Raw genomic sequence first — 15,450 nt, forward strand, 5'->3', positions numbered from 1 at the left:
CGGTAGGCGCGGGCGAGGCCGTCGCGGCGGGCGTCGGGGGAGTCGCCGGTGGAGCTTCGGGTCAGCGCGTCCTCGAGCCGCGCCAGGCCGGCCCGCACCTGCGCTCTGGTTTCCGAGTGCTGGCCCAGGTTGATCCAGAAGCCGACCTCCGGAAAGTCCACGGCCAGCTGCCGCAACAGTTCCGCGTAGCGGCGGCAGGCCGCAGCGGGCAGCGCTTCAAGCCGCGCCTCGGCGTCCGACCGGTCGCGGTCGGACATGCGGTCCCAGACCGCGAGTCGGCCGACGAACTGGACCAGGTTCGGGCGCATTTCCTGGTAGAACTCCTTCACGACGGCAAGGTTGACGTCGTGGCCGTAATGGGCCAACGGAATAGGCGGTTCGGCCGTGAGCAGGCCGCGCAGCAGGTCCGTGGCGGTCGTGCCCCTCGCGATCGTCAGCTGCTCCGTCGGGGTCAGCTCAAGCTCGACGGCGCGGAGGGGAAGAGCGGCCTCCGCCAGCGCCTCGAAGAACGCCACGACCATGATCACCGTGTGGGCGGCCTCGAAGCGTTGGGTGCGGTCGTAGCGGGACAGGCCGCTGCGCCGTTCCGACGCCTTCCGGACCAACTCGTGCGAGAGGCGGATGAACTCGGACTTGGCGTCGAACAGGCTCAGCACCCCGGGCACGGGGCCGGCCAGGCCGAGCAGCAGGCCGCCGGTCACCGCGTCGAGGGCCTTGACGACCTTGCTCTCGCCGCCGCCGAGTAGGCGTGCCGCGTACGCGTAGCTCAGCTTCTCCGCCATCCGTCGACTATGGAGCAGTCGGCACGGCCCGCAGAAGTCCCCGAACGGTGGCTGCGAGGTGCTCCGTGGGTAGTTGGGCGTCCACCACGAGGTCGCAGCGATCGCGCGAGGGCTCTACATGCCGTTCGTAGGCGGCGCGGCGGTGGTTCAGGTAGTTGGTCAGCAGGATGTGGAGTGGCATGTCGCCCTCGACGCATTGCCGGTAGATCTTGCGGGCCAGCCGTAGGTCCGCCGGCAGGTCGACGAACACGTCGAGGCGGACACATGGCCGCGTCGGGCGCACGTCTATCGCGAACATTCCTTCCACGATTACGAGCGCCGAGGTTTCCAACGCGTCGCTCACGTCGTGGTCGAGCCGGGTGAAGTCGACCGATCGCGGATCGCCTACGTCCAGTCGCGGGACACCGTTCTCGTCCGGCATCCATACGCCGCGACCCGGGTCGGCGAAGTGGTAGTAGTCGTCCTGGTGCACGACGACACCGGCACCGATCGCCGCGGCGAGGGTCGTCTTCCCGGCGCCGGCTCCGCCGGTCAGCGTCACGAGCTTCACGGTGTGGCTACCTCCAGAGCAGGACGTCCGACGGCCCAGACCGTCAGGCCGGCGGCGCTGAGCAGCAGGCCCGCCGTGACGATGGCGGGCCAGCCGCCGACCGGCCAGAGGGTGGTGGCGAGGATCGAGCCGGCCGCGCCGCCGGTGAAGCAGGCCACGACGTACGTCGTGTTCAGGCGGCTGCGGGCCGTCGGCGAGACCGCCAGGATGCGGATCTGGTTGAGGATCGACGCGCTCTGGAAGGCCACGTCCAGCGCGACGATCGCCACGAGCAGCAGCACCGCGGAGTCGGCAGCCACCGCGGAAACCCCGAAGGCGACCAGGATGACCAGCCACGCGGCGCCGGTCGCGGGGATGGAGCGGCCCGCGTCGTGCAGGCGGCCGGCGTTCCGGGCGGCGAGCGCGCCCGCCAGGCCGGCCAGCCCGAACAGGCCGATGACCGAGACCGGGTAGCTGAACGGCGGCGCGCTCAGCAGGAACGTCAGCGCCGTCCAGAACATGCTGAAGGCGGCGAAGCCGAGCGCGGTCAGGGCCAGCGTCCAGCGGACCGTGCGCTCACCGAGGGCCACGGCGGGGATCGAGGCGATCAGCGCCGGGTACGGGATGGTCGACTTCGGGGGCAGGGGCGGCAGCGCGCGGCGCAGGACCACCGCGAGGGTCGCCGTGGCCAGCGCCGCGACCGCGAAGACCGCGCGCCAGCCCGCGGCGGCCGCCAGCAGGCCGCTGATCGTGCGGGCGGCGAGGATGCCGGTCAGCACGCCCGACACCACGACGCCGACCACCTGACCCCGGCGGTCCGGCGGAGCCAGTTCGCTGGCCAGCGGGATCAGGAGAGGCGCCGACATGGTGGTCAGGCCGAGCACCGTGGTGGCGACCAGGAGGGCGCCGATCGTCGGCGCGACCGCGCAGGCCAGCAGCGCGGCGGCGCAGCAGAACAGCAGGGCGGGCAGCAGGCGGCGGCGGTCGCGTACGTCGCCCAGCGGGACGATCAGCAGCACGGCGACCGCGTAGCCGAGTTGGGTGGTGGTGACGAGCCAGCCCGCGGTCGCGGTGGAGACCGACAGGTCGCCGGCGATCAGGTGGAGCAGCGGTTGCGCCCAGTAGAGGTTCGCGACCGCCGCGCCGGCCGTGACGGCGAACAGGATCGTCAGGCGACGCGTCATCGGGTCGCGGTGGCCACGACGAGGGCGCCGCGGCGGCCCAGAGCCCACACGGTCAGCGCGAAACAGCTCAGCACCACGCCGGTGGTGGTCACCGCCGACCAGCCGCCGGCTTCCCAGAGCGTCGTCGCGGCCGCCGAGCCGAGGGCGGCGCCGATGAAGTTGCTGACCACGTACGCCGTGTTGATCCGGCTGCGGGCCTCGTGGGAGACAGCGAAGACCCTGGTCTGGTTGAGGATCTGGAGCGACTGCAGCGCGACGTCCAGGGTGACGACCACGACGAGCACGAGGGCGACGGATCGGCCCGCGAAACCGGCCAGCACGAACGCGACCAGCACGAGCGACCACGCCGCGCCCGTGGCGGGCAGCGACCAGCCCCGGTCGTGCAGGCGCCCCGCGCGTTGGGCGGCGAGCGCGCTGGCCAGCCCGGCCAGCCCGAAGAGGCCGATCACCGAGACCGGGTAGCTGAACGGCGGTGCGGACAGCAGGAACGTCAGCGCCGTCCAGAACATCGAGAACGCCGCGAAGCCGGTCGCGCCGAGGACCAGGGTCCAGCGGACCGTGCGTTCGCGGAAGGCGACCGAGGCGACCGACGCGATCAGGGCCGGATACGGCAGGCGCGCCTTCGGCTCCAGCGGCGGAAGGGCCCGGAACAGCAGGACCGCGAACAGGACCGCGACCACCGCCGCGAGGGCGAAGATGGCGCGCCAGCCGGCGATGTCGGCGACCAGGCCGCTCACCGTACGCGAGGCCAGGATGCCGGTGAGAATGCCGGACGCGACGACGCCGACCACCTGGCCCCGGCGTTCCGGTTGCGCCAGGTCGCCGGCCAGCGGCGTGAGGATCTGGCCCGACACCGTGGTCAGCCCGACCAGCGTGACGGCGGCCAGCAACAGGCCGATGGTCGGCGCCAGCGCGCAGCACAGCAGCGCGACCGCGGACAGGAGCAGCATCGCGGGCACCAGGCGGCGCCGGTCGAGGATGTCGCCGAGCGGCACGACGAACAGGACGCCGGTGGCGTAGCCGACCTGGGTGGCGGTGACCAGCCAACCCGCGCTGGTGGTGGACGCGTGCAGGTCGTCGGCGATGACGTCGAGCAGGGGCTGCGCCCAGTAGAGGTTGCCGACGGCGGCGCCGGCGGCCACGGCGAACAGGAACGTCAGACGGCGGTCCATGACCGGCGGCGAGGGTTGCACCCCGCCATGCTCGCGTGCCGTCCGGTTACGCGAAAGGCCCTCGAAACGCGGAAGGCCCGGCCGAAGCCGGGCCTTCCGTCAGCGAACAGCTCAGGCGAGACCGAGGTCCGCCTCGAAGTTGCCGGCCTCCAGCCGCTCCTTGACCGCGGTCAGGAAGCGGGCCGCGTCGGCGCCGTCGACGATCCGGTGGTCGTACGACAGCGACAGGTAGACCATCGAGCGCGGCACGATGACCTCGCCGAGGTCGGGGTCGTTGATGACGGCCGCCCGCTTGACCACCGCGCCGGTGCCCAGGATGGCCACCTGGGGCTGGTTGATGATCGGGGTGTCGATCAGCGCGCCCCGGCTGCCCGTGTTGGTCAGCGTGAACGTGCCGCCGGACAGCTCGTCCGGGCTGATCTTGTTGCTGCGGGTGCGGTCGGCCACGTCGGCGATCCGCTTGGCCAGGCCGGCCAGGTTGAGGTCGCCGGCGTCCTTGATGACCGGGACGACCAGGCCCTTCTCGGTGTCGACCGCGATCGCCAGGTGCTCGGCGTCGTAGTAGGTGACCTCGCCGGCCTCCATGTCGATCTTCGAGTTGACCGACGGGTGGGTGCGCAGGGCCTCCACCGACGCCAGCGCGAAGAACGGCAGGAACGACAGCTTGACGCCGTGCTGCGCCAGGAAGTCGTTCTTGGCCCGCTGGCGCAGCTGCGCGATGCGGGTCACGTCGACCTCGACGACCGTGGTGAGCTGGGCCGAGACCTGCAGCGACTCGACCATGCGCGTCGCGATCGTGCGGCGGATCCGGGACAGCTTCTCGACCCGGCCGCGCAGCGGGCTCGGCGCCGGCTTGGCGGCGGGTGCGGCGGCCGGCTTGGCGGCGGCCGCGGGTGCGGCCGCGCGGGCCTCCGCCTCGGCCTCGGCCTTGGCCTTGGCGGCGGCGTCCAGGACGTCCTGCTTGCGGATGCGACCACCGACGCCGGTGCCGCTCAGCGTCGACAGGTCGACGCCCTGGTCGCTGGCGAGCTTGCGGACCAGCGGGGTCACGTAGCCGTTGCTCTCGTCGCCGCTGGGAGCGGCGGACGGCGCCGGGCGGGCCGCCGCGGGGGCGGGCTCGCGGGCCGGCGCCTGGCGCGGGGCCGGAGCCTTCGCCGGAGCGGGCTCGGGAGCCTTCTCTGCGGCGGGAGCCGGCTTGGGCTCCTCCTTGGGCTCTTCCTTCGGCTTGGCCTCGGGCTGCACGGTCTCGGCCGGCGCGGAAGCGCCAGCACCGGCCGCACCGATCACCGCGAGCGCGGCGCCGACGTCGGCGGTCTCGTCCTGCGGGACCTTGATCTCGAGCAGCGTGCCGGCGACCGGCGACGGGATCTCGGTGTCGACCTTGTCGGTCGAGACCTCCAGCAGCGGCTCGTCGAGCTCGACGGTGTCACCGACCTCCTTGAGCCAGCGTGTGACCGTGCCCTCGGTGACGCTCTCACCGAGCGCCGGCATGGTCAGCGTGGTGGACTCGCCACCGCCGGAACCGGAGTTGCCGGACGCGGAAGCGGACGCGGCGGCCGGCTGAGGCTCGGACTCCTCGGCGGGCTCGGCCTCGGGCTCGACGCCCTCGGGCTCCTCGGCGGCCGCGGCGGGTGCCGCCTGCTCCGCCGGTGCCGACTCCTGCGCCGGGGCACCGCCACCGGAGCCGTCGCCGTCGATCACCGCGAGCTCGCTGCCGACCTCGGCGGTCTCGTCCTCGCGGACGACGATCCGGCTGAGCACGCCGGCGGCGGGCGACGGGATCTCGGTGTCGACCTTGTCGGTGGAGACCTCCAGCAACGGCTCATCGACCTCGACGGTGTCACCCTCCTGCTTCAACCAGCGGGTGACCGTGCCCTCGGTGACGCTCTCGCCGAGGCGAGGCATGGTGACCGATACCGGCATCTCTCTTCAGACTCCTTTGTCGTGCGACCGAGGTCGTCAGGCGTGCGCGTGCAGCGGCTTGCCGGCCAGGGCCAGGTGGGCCTCGCCGAGGGCCTCCGACTGCGTCGGGTGCGGATGGATGAGCTGGGCGACCTCGGCCGGGTAGGCCTCCCAGTTGTAGATCAGCTGCGCCTCGGCGATCAACTCGCCGACCCGTGCGCCGACCATGTGAATACCCACAACGGGCCCGTCGTCCACCCGGACGACCTTGATGAACCCCTGGGTCTTGAGGATCGCGCTGCGGCCGTTGCCACCGAGGTTGTAGTTGTAGGCGGTGACCTTGTCGCCGTACTTCTCCTTGGCCTTGGCCTCGGTGAGCCCGACGGACGCGAGCTCCGGGTCGGAGTAGGTGACCCGGGGGATGCCGGCCTCGTCGATGACCGGCGGGTTGAGGCCGGCGATCTCCTCGGCCACGAAGATGCCCTGCTGGAAGCCGCGGTGGGCGAGCTGCAGGCCGGGCACGATGTCGCCGACCGCGTAGACGTTGGGGACGCTGGTGCGCAGCCGCTCGTCGGTGGTGACGAAGCCGCGGTCGAGCGTGACGCCCTGCTCCTCGTAGCCGAGGTTGGCGGTCGTCGGGCCGCGGCCCACGGCGACCAGCATGAGCTCGGCCTCGATGGTCTCGCCGCCGGCCAGCGTCGCGCGTACGCCGTTCTCGGTGTGCTCGACCTTCTCGAACGGCTTGCCGACCTTGAAGTTGATGCCGCGCTTGCGGTAGGCCCGCTCCAGCGCCTTCGACAGGTCCTCGTCCTCGGCGGCGACCAGGCGGGGCAGCGCCTCGACGATCGTCACCTCGGCGCCGAACGACTTCCAGGCGCTGGCGAACTCGACGCCGATCACGCCACCGCCGAGCACGATCGCGGAGGTGGGCACGCGGTCGAGGGTGAGTGCGTGCTCGCTGGAGATGACCCGCTTGCCGTCGAGCTCGAGGCCCGGCAGGCTGCGCGAGTAGGAACCCGTCGCCAGGATGACGTTGCGACCGGTGTAGCGGGTGCCGTCGACCTCGACGGCGTTCGGCGCGACGAGCGTGCCGTGACCCTCGACGTACGTGATCAGCTTGGAGCCCTTGACCAGGCCCTGGAGGCCCTTGTAAAGGCGGCCGACGACGCCGTCCTTGTAGGTGTTGACGCCGGCCATGTCGACGCCCAGCAGCTCGGCCTTGACGCCGAACGCCTCGGACTCGCGGGTCTGGTCGGCGACCTCGCCGGCGTGCAGCAGCGCCTTGGTCGGGATGCAGCCCCGGTGCAGGCAGGTGCCGCCGAGCTTGTCCTTCTCGATCAGCACCACGGACAGGTCGAGTTGTGCGGCACGCAGCGCGGCCGCGTAGCCGCCGCTGCCACCTCCGAGGATCACGACGTCGAAGGTTGCGTCGTTCGGCTGGCTCACAGTCATCTCCCAGGTCGCGCGGGCTACCTCGGCCATCTTGTCACTTGTGGAGCCAGGCCGCGTAACGAGGTACCCGCCGATGTGGCGTTGGGACGTACGCTTGCCGCAGTCTTCGATGTCCGTTTCGTAGGGGAGGGTCGGTGTCCTGGTTCCGGCGGCGGAAGGCAACGCCCGGCAGGCAGGCCGGAAGGCCGACCGCACAGGCCGATCTCGACCATCTTGAGAACTTTGTCCGGTCCCGACGCGGCGTCGAGGCGTTCATCGAGCCCAAGACGACCGTCACGGAGACCACAGTGATGCTGATCGCACACGACGGCGAGTGGACCCGGCGCCGGGTCGACGGCCCCGAGGGCGCGCGGCGGTTCGCGCACCGGATGGCGATCCCCATTTACGACGTGCGACTGGTCGGATACCCGCAGCGCATGCGTGACTACAACGAGCGACGCAAGCGCGCCGCCAACTGACCCCCTTAGAAACGGACAGGCCCCACCGCCGTACGCGATGGGGCCTGAAACCGTTTATTCGGCGGCGATCCGGTCGACCAGCTCCAGCAGGGTGCGGACCGGCACCCCGGTGCCGCCCTTCGACCAGTGCCCGGTCGGCTCGCCGGAGTGGTAGCTCGGCCCGGCGATGTCGATGTGCGCCCACGGCACGCCGTCGGCCACGAACTCGCGCAGGAACACGCCGCCCTGCAGCATGTGCCCGGCCCGGTCCATCCCGGCGTTGACCTGCGAGATGTCGGCCACGTCGGAGTCCATGCCGGTGCGCACGTCGTCGGGCAGCGGCATCGGCCAGGCCGCCTCGCCGACCGCGTCGCCGGCGTCGCGCACCCGATCGCACATCTCCTGCGTGCCCATCACGCCCGCCACCCGCTTGCCCAGCGCGATCACCTGGCCGCCGGTCAGCGTGGAGGTCTCGAACAGGTAGTCGCAGCCGTCGGCACAGGCTCGCGCCATCGCGTCGCCGAGGATCATCCGGCCCTCGGCGTCGGTGTTGAGCACCTCGACGTTCTTGCCGTTGAACATCGTCACGACGTCACCGGGGCGGTAGGCCGTGGCCGACGGCATGTTCTCGGCCATCGGCAGGTAGCCGGAGACCTCGACGTCGGGCTTGAGCTCGGCGACGGCGAGCAGCGTCGCGGCGACGGCGGCCGCGCCGGCCATGTCGCTCTTCATCTCCCACATGCCCTGTGCGGGCTTGATGGACACGCCGCCGGTGTCGAAGGTGATGCCCTTGCCGACCAGCGCGACCCGCTTGCGGGCACCGTCGCCGACCGGCTTGTAGGTCAGCTTGACCAGCCGCGGCGGGGCGGACGAGCCCAGGCCGACGGCCAGGATGCCGCCGTAGCCGCCCGCCTCGAGCTGCTCCTCGTCGAGCACCTCGACCTCGAGGCCGGCCGCGGTCGCGGCCGCGTCGACCGCGTCGGCGAACTGCGGCGGGCGCAGGTCGTTGGGTGCGGTGTTGACCCAGTCGCGGCAGAGCCCGACGACGCGGGCCACCACCTGGGCGCGGGTGAGCTCGTCCTGAGCGGTCTTGTCGGCGGCGTCCGGGACGTGCACGGCGATGTCGCCGACCGGCCCGCGGGGAGCCGGCTTGGTCTTGTAACCGGCGAACTTGTAGGCGCCGAGCAGCGCGCCCTCGGCGACGGCGCGCAGCGCGGCCGGGCCGTCCTCGTCGTCCGGCAGCGGCAGCGAGACCGCGACCGACGCGTTGCCGGCCAGCGAGCGGATCGCGGCGGCGGCGCCGCGGCGCAGCGTCTCGGGCGCGGGGGCCGCTCCGGACGGCTCCGGGCCGAGGCCGACGACCGCGACCACGGGCGCGGCGACGGTGCCGAGCGTGGCGACCTTGGTTACCTCGCCGGCCGCGCCGGACGCACCGAGCCGGGCCAGCGTCTCCGTGAGCTTGCCGTCGAACGCGGCGGCGATGCTCTCGGCGCCGCTGGCCAGCAGCAGTGTGCCGGCCAGCCCCGGCGGGCCGTCGCCACCCGCGTCCGCGACGCTGTGCACACCGATCACGATCGCATCGGTGGTCAGCTCGGCGGGATCGGTGTCGACGAGGCGAAGGTCGGTGGTCAAGGGCGCGGTCACGCGGCGGCTCCGGGCTGGGCTGCGGGTCGGCCGCTCATGACGGCCGGCCGGTCGATGGACGGTCTCTGCGGCCGAAACCTACCGACCCGGAGCCGTCTTGTCCCGCCGATGCTAACCATCCGGACCGATCCCGGTAAGTTGCCACCCATGACCGACGCCGTACCGCTCCTTTCTCCCTTCCACGACCGGCACGTCGCGCTGGGCGCGAAGTTCGCGCCGTTCGGCGGGTGGGAGATGCCCCTGGAGTACCCGGGCGGCGGCGTGATCCGCGAGCACACGGCCGTCCGCACGGGCGTCGGCATCTTCGATGTGTCACACCTGGGCAAGGCGCGGGTACGCGGCGCGGGCGCGGCGGCGTTCGTCAACAGCTGCCTGGCCAACGACCTGGACCGGATCGGCGCGGGGCAGGCGCAGTACACGCTGTGCTGCGAGCCGGCGACCGGCGGCGTGGTGGACGACATCATCGCCTACCGCTACGCCGACGACCACGTCTTCCTCATCCCCAACGCGGCCAACACCGCCGAGGTCGTCCGCCGCCTGGCCGCCGCGGCGCCGGCCGGGCTGACCGTGACCGACGAGCACACCGGGCACGCGATCTTCGCGGTGCAGGGCCCGTCGTCGGCTGCGGTGCTCGCGGCGCTGGGCCTGCCGACCGAGCACGACTACATGAGCTTCGAGCCGGCCACCCTCGACGGCGTCGACCTCGTCGTCTGCCGCACCGGCTACACCGGCGAGCACGGCTACGAGCTGGTCGTGCCGGCTGACGGCGCCGGGGCGGTGTGGGACGCGGTGCTCGCGGCCGGCGCGCCCTTCGACATCCTGCCGTGCGGGCTCGGCGCCCGCGACACGCTGCGCACCGAGATGGGGTACGCGCTGCACGGCCAGGACCTCGGCCCGGACATCACGCCCCTGCAGGGCCGGGTCGGCTGGGCCGTCGGCTGGAACAAGCCGGAGTTCTGGGGCCGCGAGCCGCTGCTGGCCGAGAAGGCCGAAGGACCCCGCCGCACCCTGCGCGGGCTGGAGGCGGTCGGCCGGGCGATTCCCCGCCCGCACATGACCGTGTACGTGGGCGACGAGGCGATCGGCGAGATTACCAGCGGGACGTTCTCCCCGACCAAGAAGGTCGGCATCGCGCTGGCCCTGCTCGACACGGCCGCCGGGCTCAAGGACGGTGACACCGTCGAGGTCGACATCCGCGGCCGCCGGGCCGAGATGAAGGTGGTCAAGCCGCCGTTCGTGACGCCGTCCGTGCGCTAAGCCCGTAACACCAGCACCACGAGCGCCACGCTGGTGGCGGTCTCCACGGCGGCGCCGAGCACGTCTCCGGTGATCCCGCCGAAGCGGCGCACGGCGTGCCGCACCAGCAGCAGGCTCGCCGCGAGCCCGAGGGCGACCGCCAGCGGTCCCTGCCAGGGGCGCCCGGGCACGGCGGGCACCGCGACGGCGGTGGTCAGCAGGGTTCCCAGGACCAACACCGGGGCACCCACCGTGCCGGCGACCAGCGCGCCCAGCCCGTCCGGCCGGGCCGCGGGCACGCCTCGGCGGCAGGCCCAGCTCACCGCGAGCCGTCCGGTGGCGAACGCGGCCGTGCCGGCCAGCACCGCCGCCGCGCCGGACAGTCCGCCCAGCGCGCCCGCCTGGAGCAGCAGGGTGACGACCAGCGCGACCACGCCGAACGGGCCGATGTCCGGGCGTTTCATGATCTCCAGCGCGGCCGGACCGGACCGGTAGGAGCCGAGCCCGTCGACGGTGTCGGCGAGCCCGTCCAGGTGCAGGCCGCGGGTCAGCAGGGCGGCCAGCCCGACGGCGGCCGCGCCCGCGACCACGCCGGGCGCGCCGGCGGCGTGCAGCAGGGCGGCCGTGCCGCCGGCCGCGGCGCCGAGTCCGGCGCCGACCAGCGGGGCCAGGCCCATCGCGGTCGCTGCGGCGGACCGGTCGACCCGGCCGGCGCGGACCGGCAGGACGGTGAGGGTGGTCAGCGCGAGCCGCAGGCCGTCAGGCACCGCGGGTCGGCTGGTCCGTTTCGGTGTCGGCGGGCTTGAACCAGCTCTCCAGCGCCGACGGCCGCGGCTCCGGCTCGACGGAGGCCGATGTGCCGTTGCCGGTCGCGTGGTCGTCGCCGCCGTCGCGCGGCGCGGGCACCGCGTCGCCCGAGGAAGCGGGCGAGGTCGTGGCCGGGTCGGGGTCCGAGGTGCCCGGCCACGCCGTGGCGGGCTTCTCGACCGGGTCCGGAGCCGGGCTGACCGGCCAGGCCGGCGCCGCTTCGGGGGCCGGGTCCGACCAGGTCGCGGCCGACGCGTCGACCGGATCCGACCAGGTCGTGGCGGCCGGGTCCGGCTCCGGGTGGCCCTGCCACGCCGACGGCGGCAGCTCGGCCGGGTCGGCCGGCTCGTCGAAGGAGTCGGCGGCGGCCAGCGTCTCGTCGTCGGGTGCCACGGCCGGGTGCACCGGCAGCCCGGCGGCCAGCGTGAGCGCCGAGACCAGCAGCGGCAGCGCGGCCAGCGAGGTGGCTCCCTCACCGAGCCCGAGTCGCAGGTCGAGCACCGGGGTCAGGCCGAGCACGTCGGCGCCCAGCTTGACCGCCGGGTCGTTGCCGTGGTCGGGCAGCAGGCACCAGTGCCGGGCCTGGCCGGCCAGGTCGCGGGTGACCAGGCCGGCGGCGACGCCGACCGGCCCGTCGAGCAGCACGGGGACGCGGCGGGCGGCGGCGCCGAGGATCAAGCCGGTGGCCACGGCGATGTCGCCGCCGCCGACGTCTACCAGGACCTGCTTTGCGCTGCGGGCGCTGCGCCGCACGCGGTGCATCGCGTCGCGGACGGCCGCGCAGCGGATCATCCAGGCGTCGTCGTCGATCTCGGCCCCGGGCACGACGACCCGGCCGAGGACGGCGGCCGGCTCGGCGCCGGTGGTCGCGGCCAGGACGGCCGCGGCGGCCGCCTCGGAGCCGCTGCCCAGGGCGCCCAGCACGAGCACGTCGACGCCGTCGTCCGAGGCCTCTTCGGCCAGCCGCCAGCCGTAGCGCAGCGCCGAGTCGACCTCTTCCAGCGTTAGGACCTCGCGCTCCTCCATGGCGGCGCAGGCGGGCGCGTCGACGACCTGGAGCGTGGCGCCGGCGGCGGCGGCCAGCCGGGCGATCGGGCCCTCGCCGGCGCGGGCCTGGTCGGCGCGCCGGCGGGACTCGCCGGGCAGCGTGCCGGCCGCGGCGCCGCCGTTGTGGTCGCCCCGGATCAGCACCACGCGCGGTTTCTGCCAGGGCTGCGGCAGCGCGCGCCCCTGGGTCGCGGCGGCGAACTCGACGACCCGCTGCAACCCGCCGAAGCCGGCGCCGCCCAGGTCGAGGGTGCCGAGCCGCTCGCGGGCGTGCGGCGGGGTGTACTCGTCGGGCATCGGCAGGGACATGCCCTGCTGGATGATCAGCCCGGTGGCCAGCGCGGGCAGCGTCATGGTCGGCTGGGACCAGGCCGGCTGCCCGGCCGCCCCGGCACCGTTGACGTCCGCCGCCGGCGCCGGCGCGGGCGTGAGCACCTCGGGCGACGTGGCCGGAACCACCGGCGCGGCGGCGGGCTCGGCCGAAACCGGGGCGGCGGCGAGCGCGGGGGCCGGGGAGGCGGCGGCAAAGGGCTGCTTGAGCCACGCGACCTGACCGGCCACCACGAGGGCCACCGCGTCGGCCGCCTCGGCGACCGCCTGGTTCGTGGCGCCCAGGGCGTCGGTGTAGGCGCGCCCGACCGGGGTCAGCGGCACCAGGGACAGGCCGACCTCGGAGCTGACCAGGATCAGCCGCGCCTTGCTCTCGCGTACCGTGGTGGCCAGATCGGTGATCGTCGCCACGTCGTCGGCCGGCTGCCGCTCGGGGTCGATCAGCGCGGTCACCCAGCCGCCGAGGTCGTCGACCAGCAGCGTCTCGCCCTCGTCGGCCCCGGACAGGAGCTCCAGCAGGCGCGTCACGTCGGCACCCGCCTCCTCGGTCGGCCAGGAGGCCGGCCGGCGTTCCCGGTGCGCGGTGACCCGGGCGTCCCAATCGGGATCGTCGGGGCCGGCGGGGGAGCCGGTTGCGACATAACGGACAGGGCCGTCCTCGCCAACCAAGGACTCAGCGAGTTCGGACTTACCAGACCGGATCCCGCCGAGGACGAGAACGGAGCGCCAGCCGTCTACGGACATGCCCCGTACCTTACGGCCGCGCGCTATGCCTCGGGGTAGCGGTGGTCGCCCGACTAGGCTGTGTGCTGTTCCGGGATCACGAGGGGAGTCGACACGATGCCGTGGAGCTGGCGGTACGAGGGAGCGGACGGCAAGCCGGTCACCGGTCCTGCCGAGACGTTCGGGAGTCAGGCCGATGCCGAGTCCTGGATCGGGCAGACCTGGCGCGACCTCGCCGGCGCCGGTGTGGCCACCGTCGCGCTCGCCGAGGACGACCGGGTCGAATACCGGATGCCGCTGGCACCGGCGGGCGAATGACCGATTGGCGCCGGGGCGACCCGTTGGTGCTCGGCCTGCCCCGTGCGGCGTTCCGGCCGAGCGGCATCTTCCTCGCGCTGGTGGCGATCTTCGCCGCCAGCGGGTTCATGGCGTGGCACCAGGTCACCCCGCGCTTCGCGGTGTTCCTGTTCGTCATCTCGGGCTGGCTGGTCTCGCTGTGCCTTCATGAATACGCACACGCCCTGGTCGCCTACCGCTCCGGTGACACGGACGTGGCCCACCGCGGCTACCTGACGCTCAACCCGCTCAAATACAGCAACGTCCTGCTGTCGATCGTCCTGCCGCTGGTGGTGGTGCTGCTCGGCGGCATCGGCCTGCCCGGCGGAGCGGTCTGGGTCGACCACGCGGCGATCCGGGGCCGGCTGCGCAAGTCGCTGATCAGCCTGTCCGGCCCGGCGGTCAACCTGCTCTTCACGCTCCTGCTGCTGATCCCGTTCGCGTTCGACCCGGACGTCTGGCTGCACCTGGAGTTCTGGTCGGGTGTCGCGCTGCTGGCCTTCCTGCAGCTCACCGCGACCGTGCTCAACCTGCTCCCGGTGCCCGGGCTCGACGGCGGCAACGCGCTGGCGCCGTGGCTCAAGCCCAACACCCAGCGGATGTACAACGTCCTGGCGCCGTACGGCTTCATCTTGCTGTTCGTGCTGCTCTGGCAGTCGGAGATCAACCGCTACTTCTTCGACTTCGTGTTCTTCGTGGGCGACGGGCTCGGGCTACCCGACCAGCTCTACGCGCTGGGCCGCGAGCTGATCCGGTTCTGGGAACGGTGACGGCGGCGGCGCGGCCAGGACCTGGCCGCGCCGCCACCTGACATCACGCGCGGATGTTGCGCGGCGACTCGGTCTTGGCCGCGTCGCGCTCGACCAGGCCGCCCAGCGCCTCGTCGATCTGCTTGAGGAGACCCTCCTCCAGCTTCACGCCGGCCGCCTTGACGTTGTCGTGCACCTGCTCCGGGCGGGTGGCGCCGACGATCGCCGAGGCCACGTTCGGGTTCTGCAGCACCCAGGCGACCGCGAGCTGGGCCATCGTCAGCCCGGCCTGCTCGGCCAGCGGCTTGAGCTTCTGCACGGCGGTCAGCACCTCGTCGGACATGAACCGGGAGATGAAGTTGGCGCCCGACTTCTCGTCGGTCGCCCGCGAGCCGGCCGGCGGCGGCTGGCCCGGCAGGTACTTGCCGGTCAGCACGCCCTGGGCGATCGGAGACCAGACGATCTGGCTGATGCCGAGCTCCTCGGAGGTCGGCACGACCTCGGTCTCGATGACCCGCCACAGCATCGAATATTGCGGCTGGTTCGAGACGAGCGGGATGCGCAGCTCACGGGCCAGCTCGTGGGCCGCCCGCAGCTCCTCCGCCCGCCACTCGGAGACGCCGATGTAGTGCGCCTTGCCGGAGTGCACGACGTCGGCGAACGCCGACATTGTCTCCTCCAGCGGCGTGCCGTAGTCGAACCGGTGCGCCTGGTAGAGGTCCACGTAGTCGGTCTGCAGCCGACGCAGCGAGCCGTCGATGGAGGCCATGATGTGCTTGCGCGACAGGCCGCGGTCGTTGTGGCCGGGGGTGGCGGTGTCGTCCGGTCCGGTGGGGACGGCCGGCCAGTACACCTTGGTGAAGATCTCGAGGCCCTCGCGGCGCTGGCCCTTGAGGGCGCGCCCGAGCACGGCCTCCGCACGGGTGCCGGCGTAGACGTCGGCGGTGTCGAACGTGGTGATGCCCGCGTCGAGTGCGGCACTGACGCAGGCGACCGCGGCGTCCTCCTCGACCTGGGAGCCGTGGGTGATCCAGTTGCCGTACGAGATCGCGCTGACCTGAAGGCCCGATCGGCCTAGGTGACGGAATTCCATGTGGGACACATTAACCCCGACCAAACG

13 protein-coding genes and 1 pseudogene are annotated in these 15,450 nt (G+C 73.0%); 4 read left to right on the forward strand and 10 right to left on the reverse strand.

The window, feature by feature from the left end; translation table 11 throughout:
- Positions 1-182: 182 nt before the first annotated feature.
- The 6 genes and pseudogenes from CHC05_RS43460 to lpdA form a co-directional block, all read right to left on the reverse strand.
- Positions 183-782, reverse strand: a pseudogene (locus CHC05_RS43460) (NACHT N-terminal helical domain 7-containing protein); the annotation flags it as partial.
- A gap of 7 nt (positions 783-789) precedes the next feature.
- Positions 790-1,332 (reverse strand): uridine kinase family protein, encoded by a 543-nt coding sequence (locus CHC05_RS20440; protein WP_089251214.1) that lies wholly within the window; start codon positions 1,330-1,332, stop codon positions 790-792.
- Complete coding sequence (locus CHC05_RS20445; protein ID WP_089251216.1) at positions 1,329-2,495, reverse strand: MFS transporter; 1,167 nt, start codon at positions 2,493-2,495, stop codon at positions 1,329-1,331. Before CHC05_RS20445 ends, CHC05_RS20440 begins: the two co-directional genes overlap by 4 nt.
- Positions 2,492-3,667, reverse strand: coding sequence for an MFS transporter (locus tag CHC05_RS20450; RefSeq protein WP_089251218.1), 1,176 nt, complete (start codon positions 3,665-3,667; stop codon positions 2,492-2,494). The genes CHC05_RS20445 and CHC05_RS20450 overlap by 4 nt, the downstream gene beginning before the upstream one ends.
- A gap of 111 nt (positions 3,668-3,778) precedes the next feature.
- Positions 3,779-5,590 (reverse strand): 2-oxoglutarate dehydrogenase, E2 component, dihydrolipoamide succinyltransferase, encoded by a 1,812-nt coding sequence (gene sucB, locus CHC05_RS20455; protein WP_089251220.1) that lies wholly within the window; start codon positions 5,588-5,590, stop codon positions 3,779-3,781.
- Positions 5,591-5,626: 36 nt separating this feature from the next.
- Complete coding sequence (lpdA, locus tag CHC05_RS20460; RefSeq protein WP_179266291.1) at positions 5,627-7,051, reverse strand: dihydrolipoyl dehydrogenase; 1,425 nt, start codon at positions 7,049-7,051, stop codon at positions 5,627-5,629.
- A gap of 104 nt (positions 7,052-7,155) precedes the next feature.
- Between lpdA and CHC05_RS20465 the strand changes: the two genes are divergently transcribed.
- Positions 7,156-7,479, forward strand: a complete 324-nt coding sequence (locus CHC05_RS20465; protein WP_089251222.1) for a hypothetical protein — start codon at positions 7,156-7,158, stop codon at positions 7,477-7,479.
- A 54-nt stretch (positions 7,480-7,533) separates the two neighbouring features.
- Here the strand turns inward: CHC05_RS20465 and CHC05_RS20470 are convergent, their stop codons facing one another.
- A complete protein-coding gene (locus CHC05_RS20470; protein ID WP_089251224.1) occupies positions 7,534-9,102 on the reverse strand; it encodes a leucyl aminopeptidase in 1,569 nt (522 codons plus the stop codon).
- 147 nt (positions 9,103-9,249) lie between these two features.
- Here CHC05_RS20470 and gcvT point away from each other — a divergent pair, with 147 nt between their 5' ends.
- Complete coding sequence (gene gcvT, locus CHC05_RS20475) at positions 9,250-10,359, forward strand: glycine cleavage system aminomethyltransferase GcvT (RefSeq protein ID WP_245871082.1); 1,110 nt, start codon at positions 9,250-9,252, stop codon at positions 10,357-10,359.
- Here the strand turns inward: gcvT and CHC05_RS20480 are convergent.
- Both CHC05_RS20480 and CHC05_RS20485 read right to left on the reverse strand, forming a co-directional pair.
- Positions 10,356-11,105, reverse strand: a complete 750-nt coding sequence (locus CHC05_RS20480; RefSeq protein WP_089251228.1) for an adenosylcobinamide-GDP ribazoletransferase — start codon at positions 11,103-11,105, stop codon at positions 10,356-10,358. The two genes, gcvT and CHC05_RS20480, sit on opposite strands and share 4 nt — an antisense overlap.
- Complete coding sequence (locus tag CHC05_RS20485) at positions 11,098-13,266, reverse strand: bifunctional adenosylcobinamide kinase/adenosylcobinamide-phosphate guanylyltransferase (protein WP_089251230.1); 2,169 nt, start codon at positions 13,264-13,266, stop codon at positions 11,098-11,100. The genes CHC05_RS20480 and CHC05_RS20485 overlap by 8 nt, the downstream gene beginning before the upstream one ends.
- Before the next feature lie 96 nt (positions 13,267-13,362).
- On the opposite strand from CHC05_RS20485, the gene CHC05_RS20490 reads away from it, so the two are divergent.
- Entirely contained in the window at positions 13,363-13,563 is a 201-nt protein-coding gene (locus tag CHC05_RS20490; RefSeq protein WP_089251232.1) for a hypothetical protein, read from the forward strand.
- On the forward strand, positions 13,560-14,351 hold the full coding sequence (locus tag CHC05_RS20495) for a site-2 protease family protein (protein WP_089251234.1): 792 nt from the start codon (positions 13,560-13,562) through the stop codon (positions 14,349-14,351). Before CHC05_RS20490 ends, CHC05_RS20495 begins: the two co-directional genes overlap by 4 nt.
- A gap of 43 nt (positions 14,352-14,394) precedes the next feature.
- Here the strand turns inward: CHC05_RS20495 and CHC05_RS20500 are convergent, their stop codons facing one another.
- Complete coding sequence (locus CHC05_RS20500; RefSeq protein WP_089251236.1) at positions 14,395-15,423, reverse strand: aldo/keto reductase family protein; 1,029 nt, start codon at positions 15,421-15,423, stop codon at positions 14,395-14,397.
- Between the last annotated feature and the right edge of the window lie 27 nt (positions 15,424-15,450).

It is taken from the genome of Asanoa hainanensis, from assembly GCF_900188485.1.
GTDB classification, from domain to species: Bacteria; Actinomycetota; Actinomycetes; order Mycobacteriales; family Micromonosporaceae; genus Asanoa; species Asanoa hainanensis.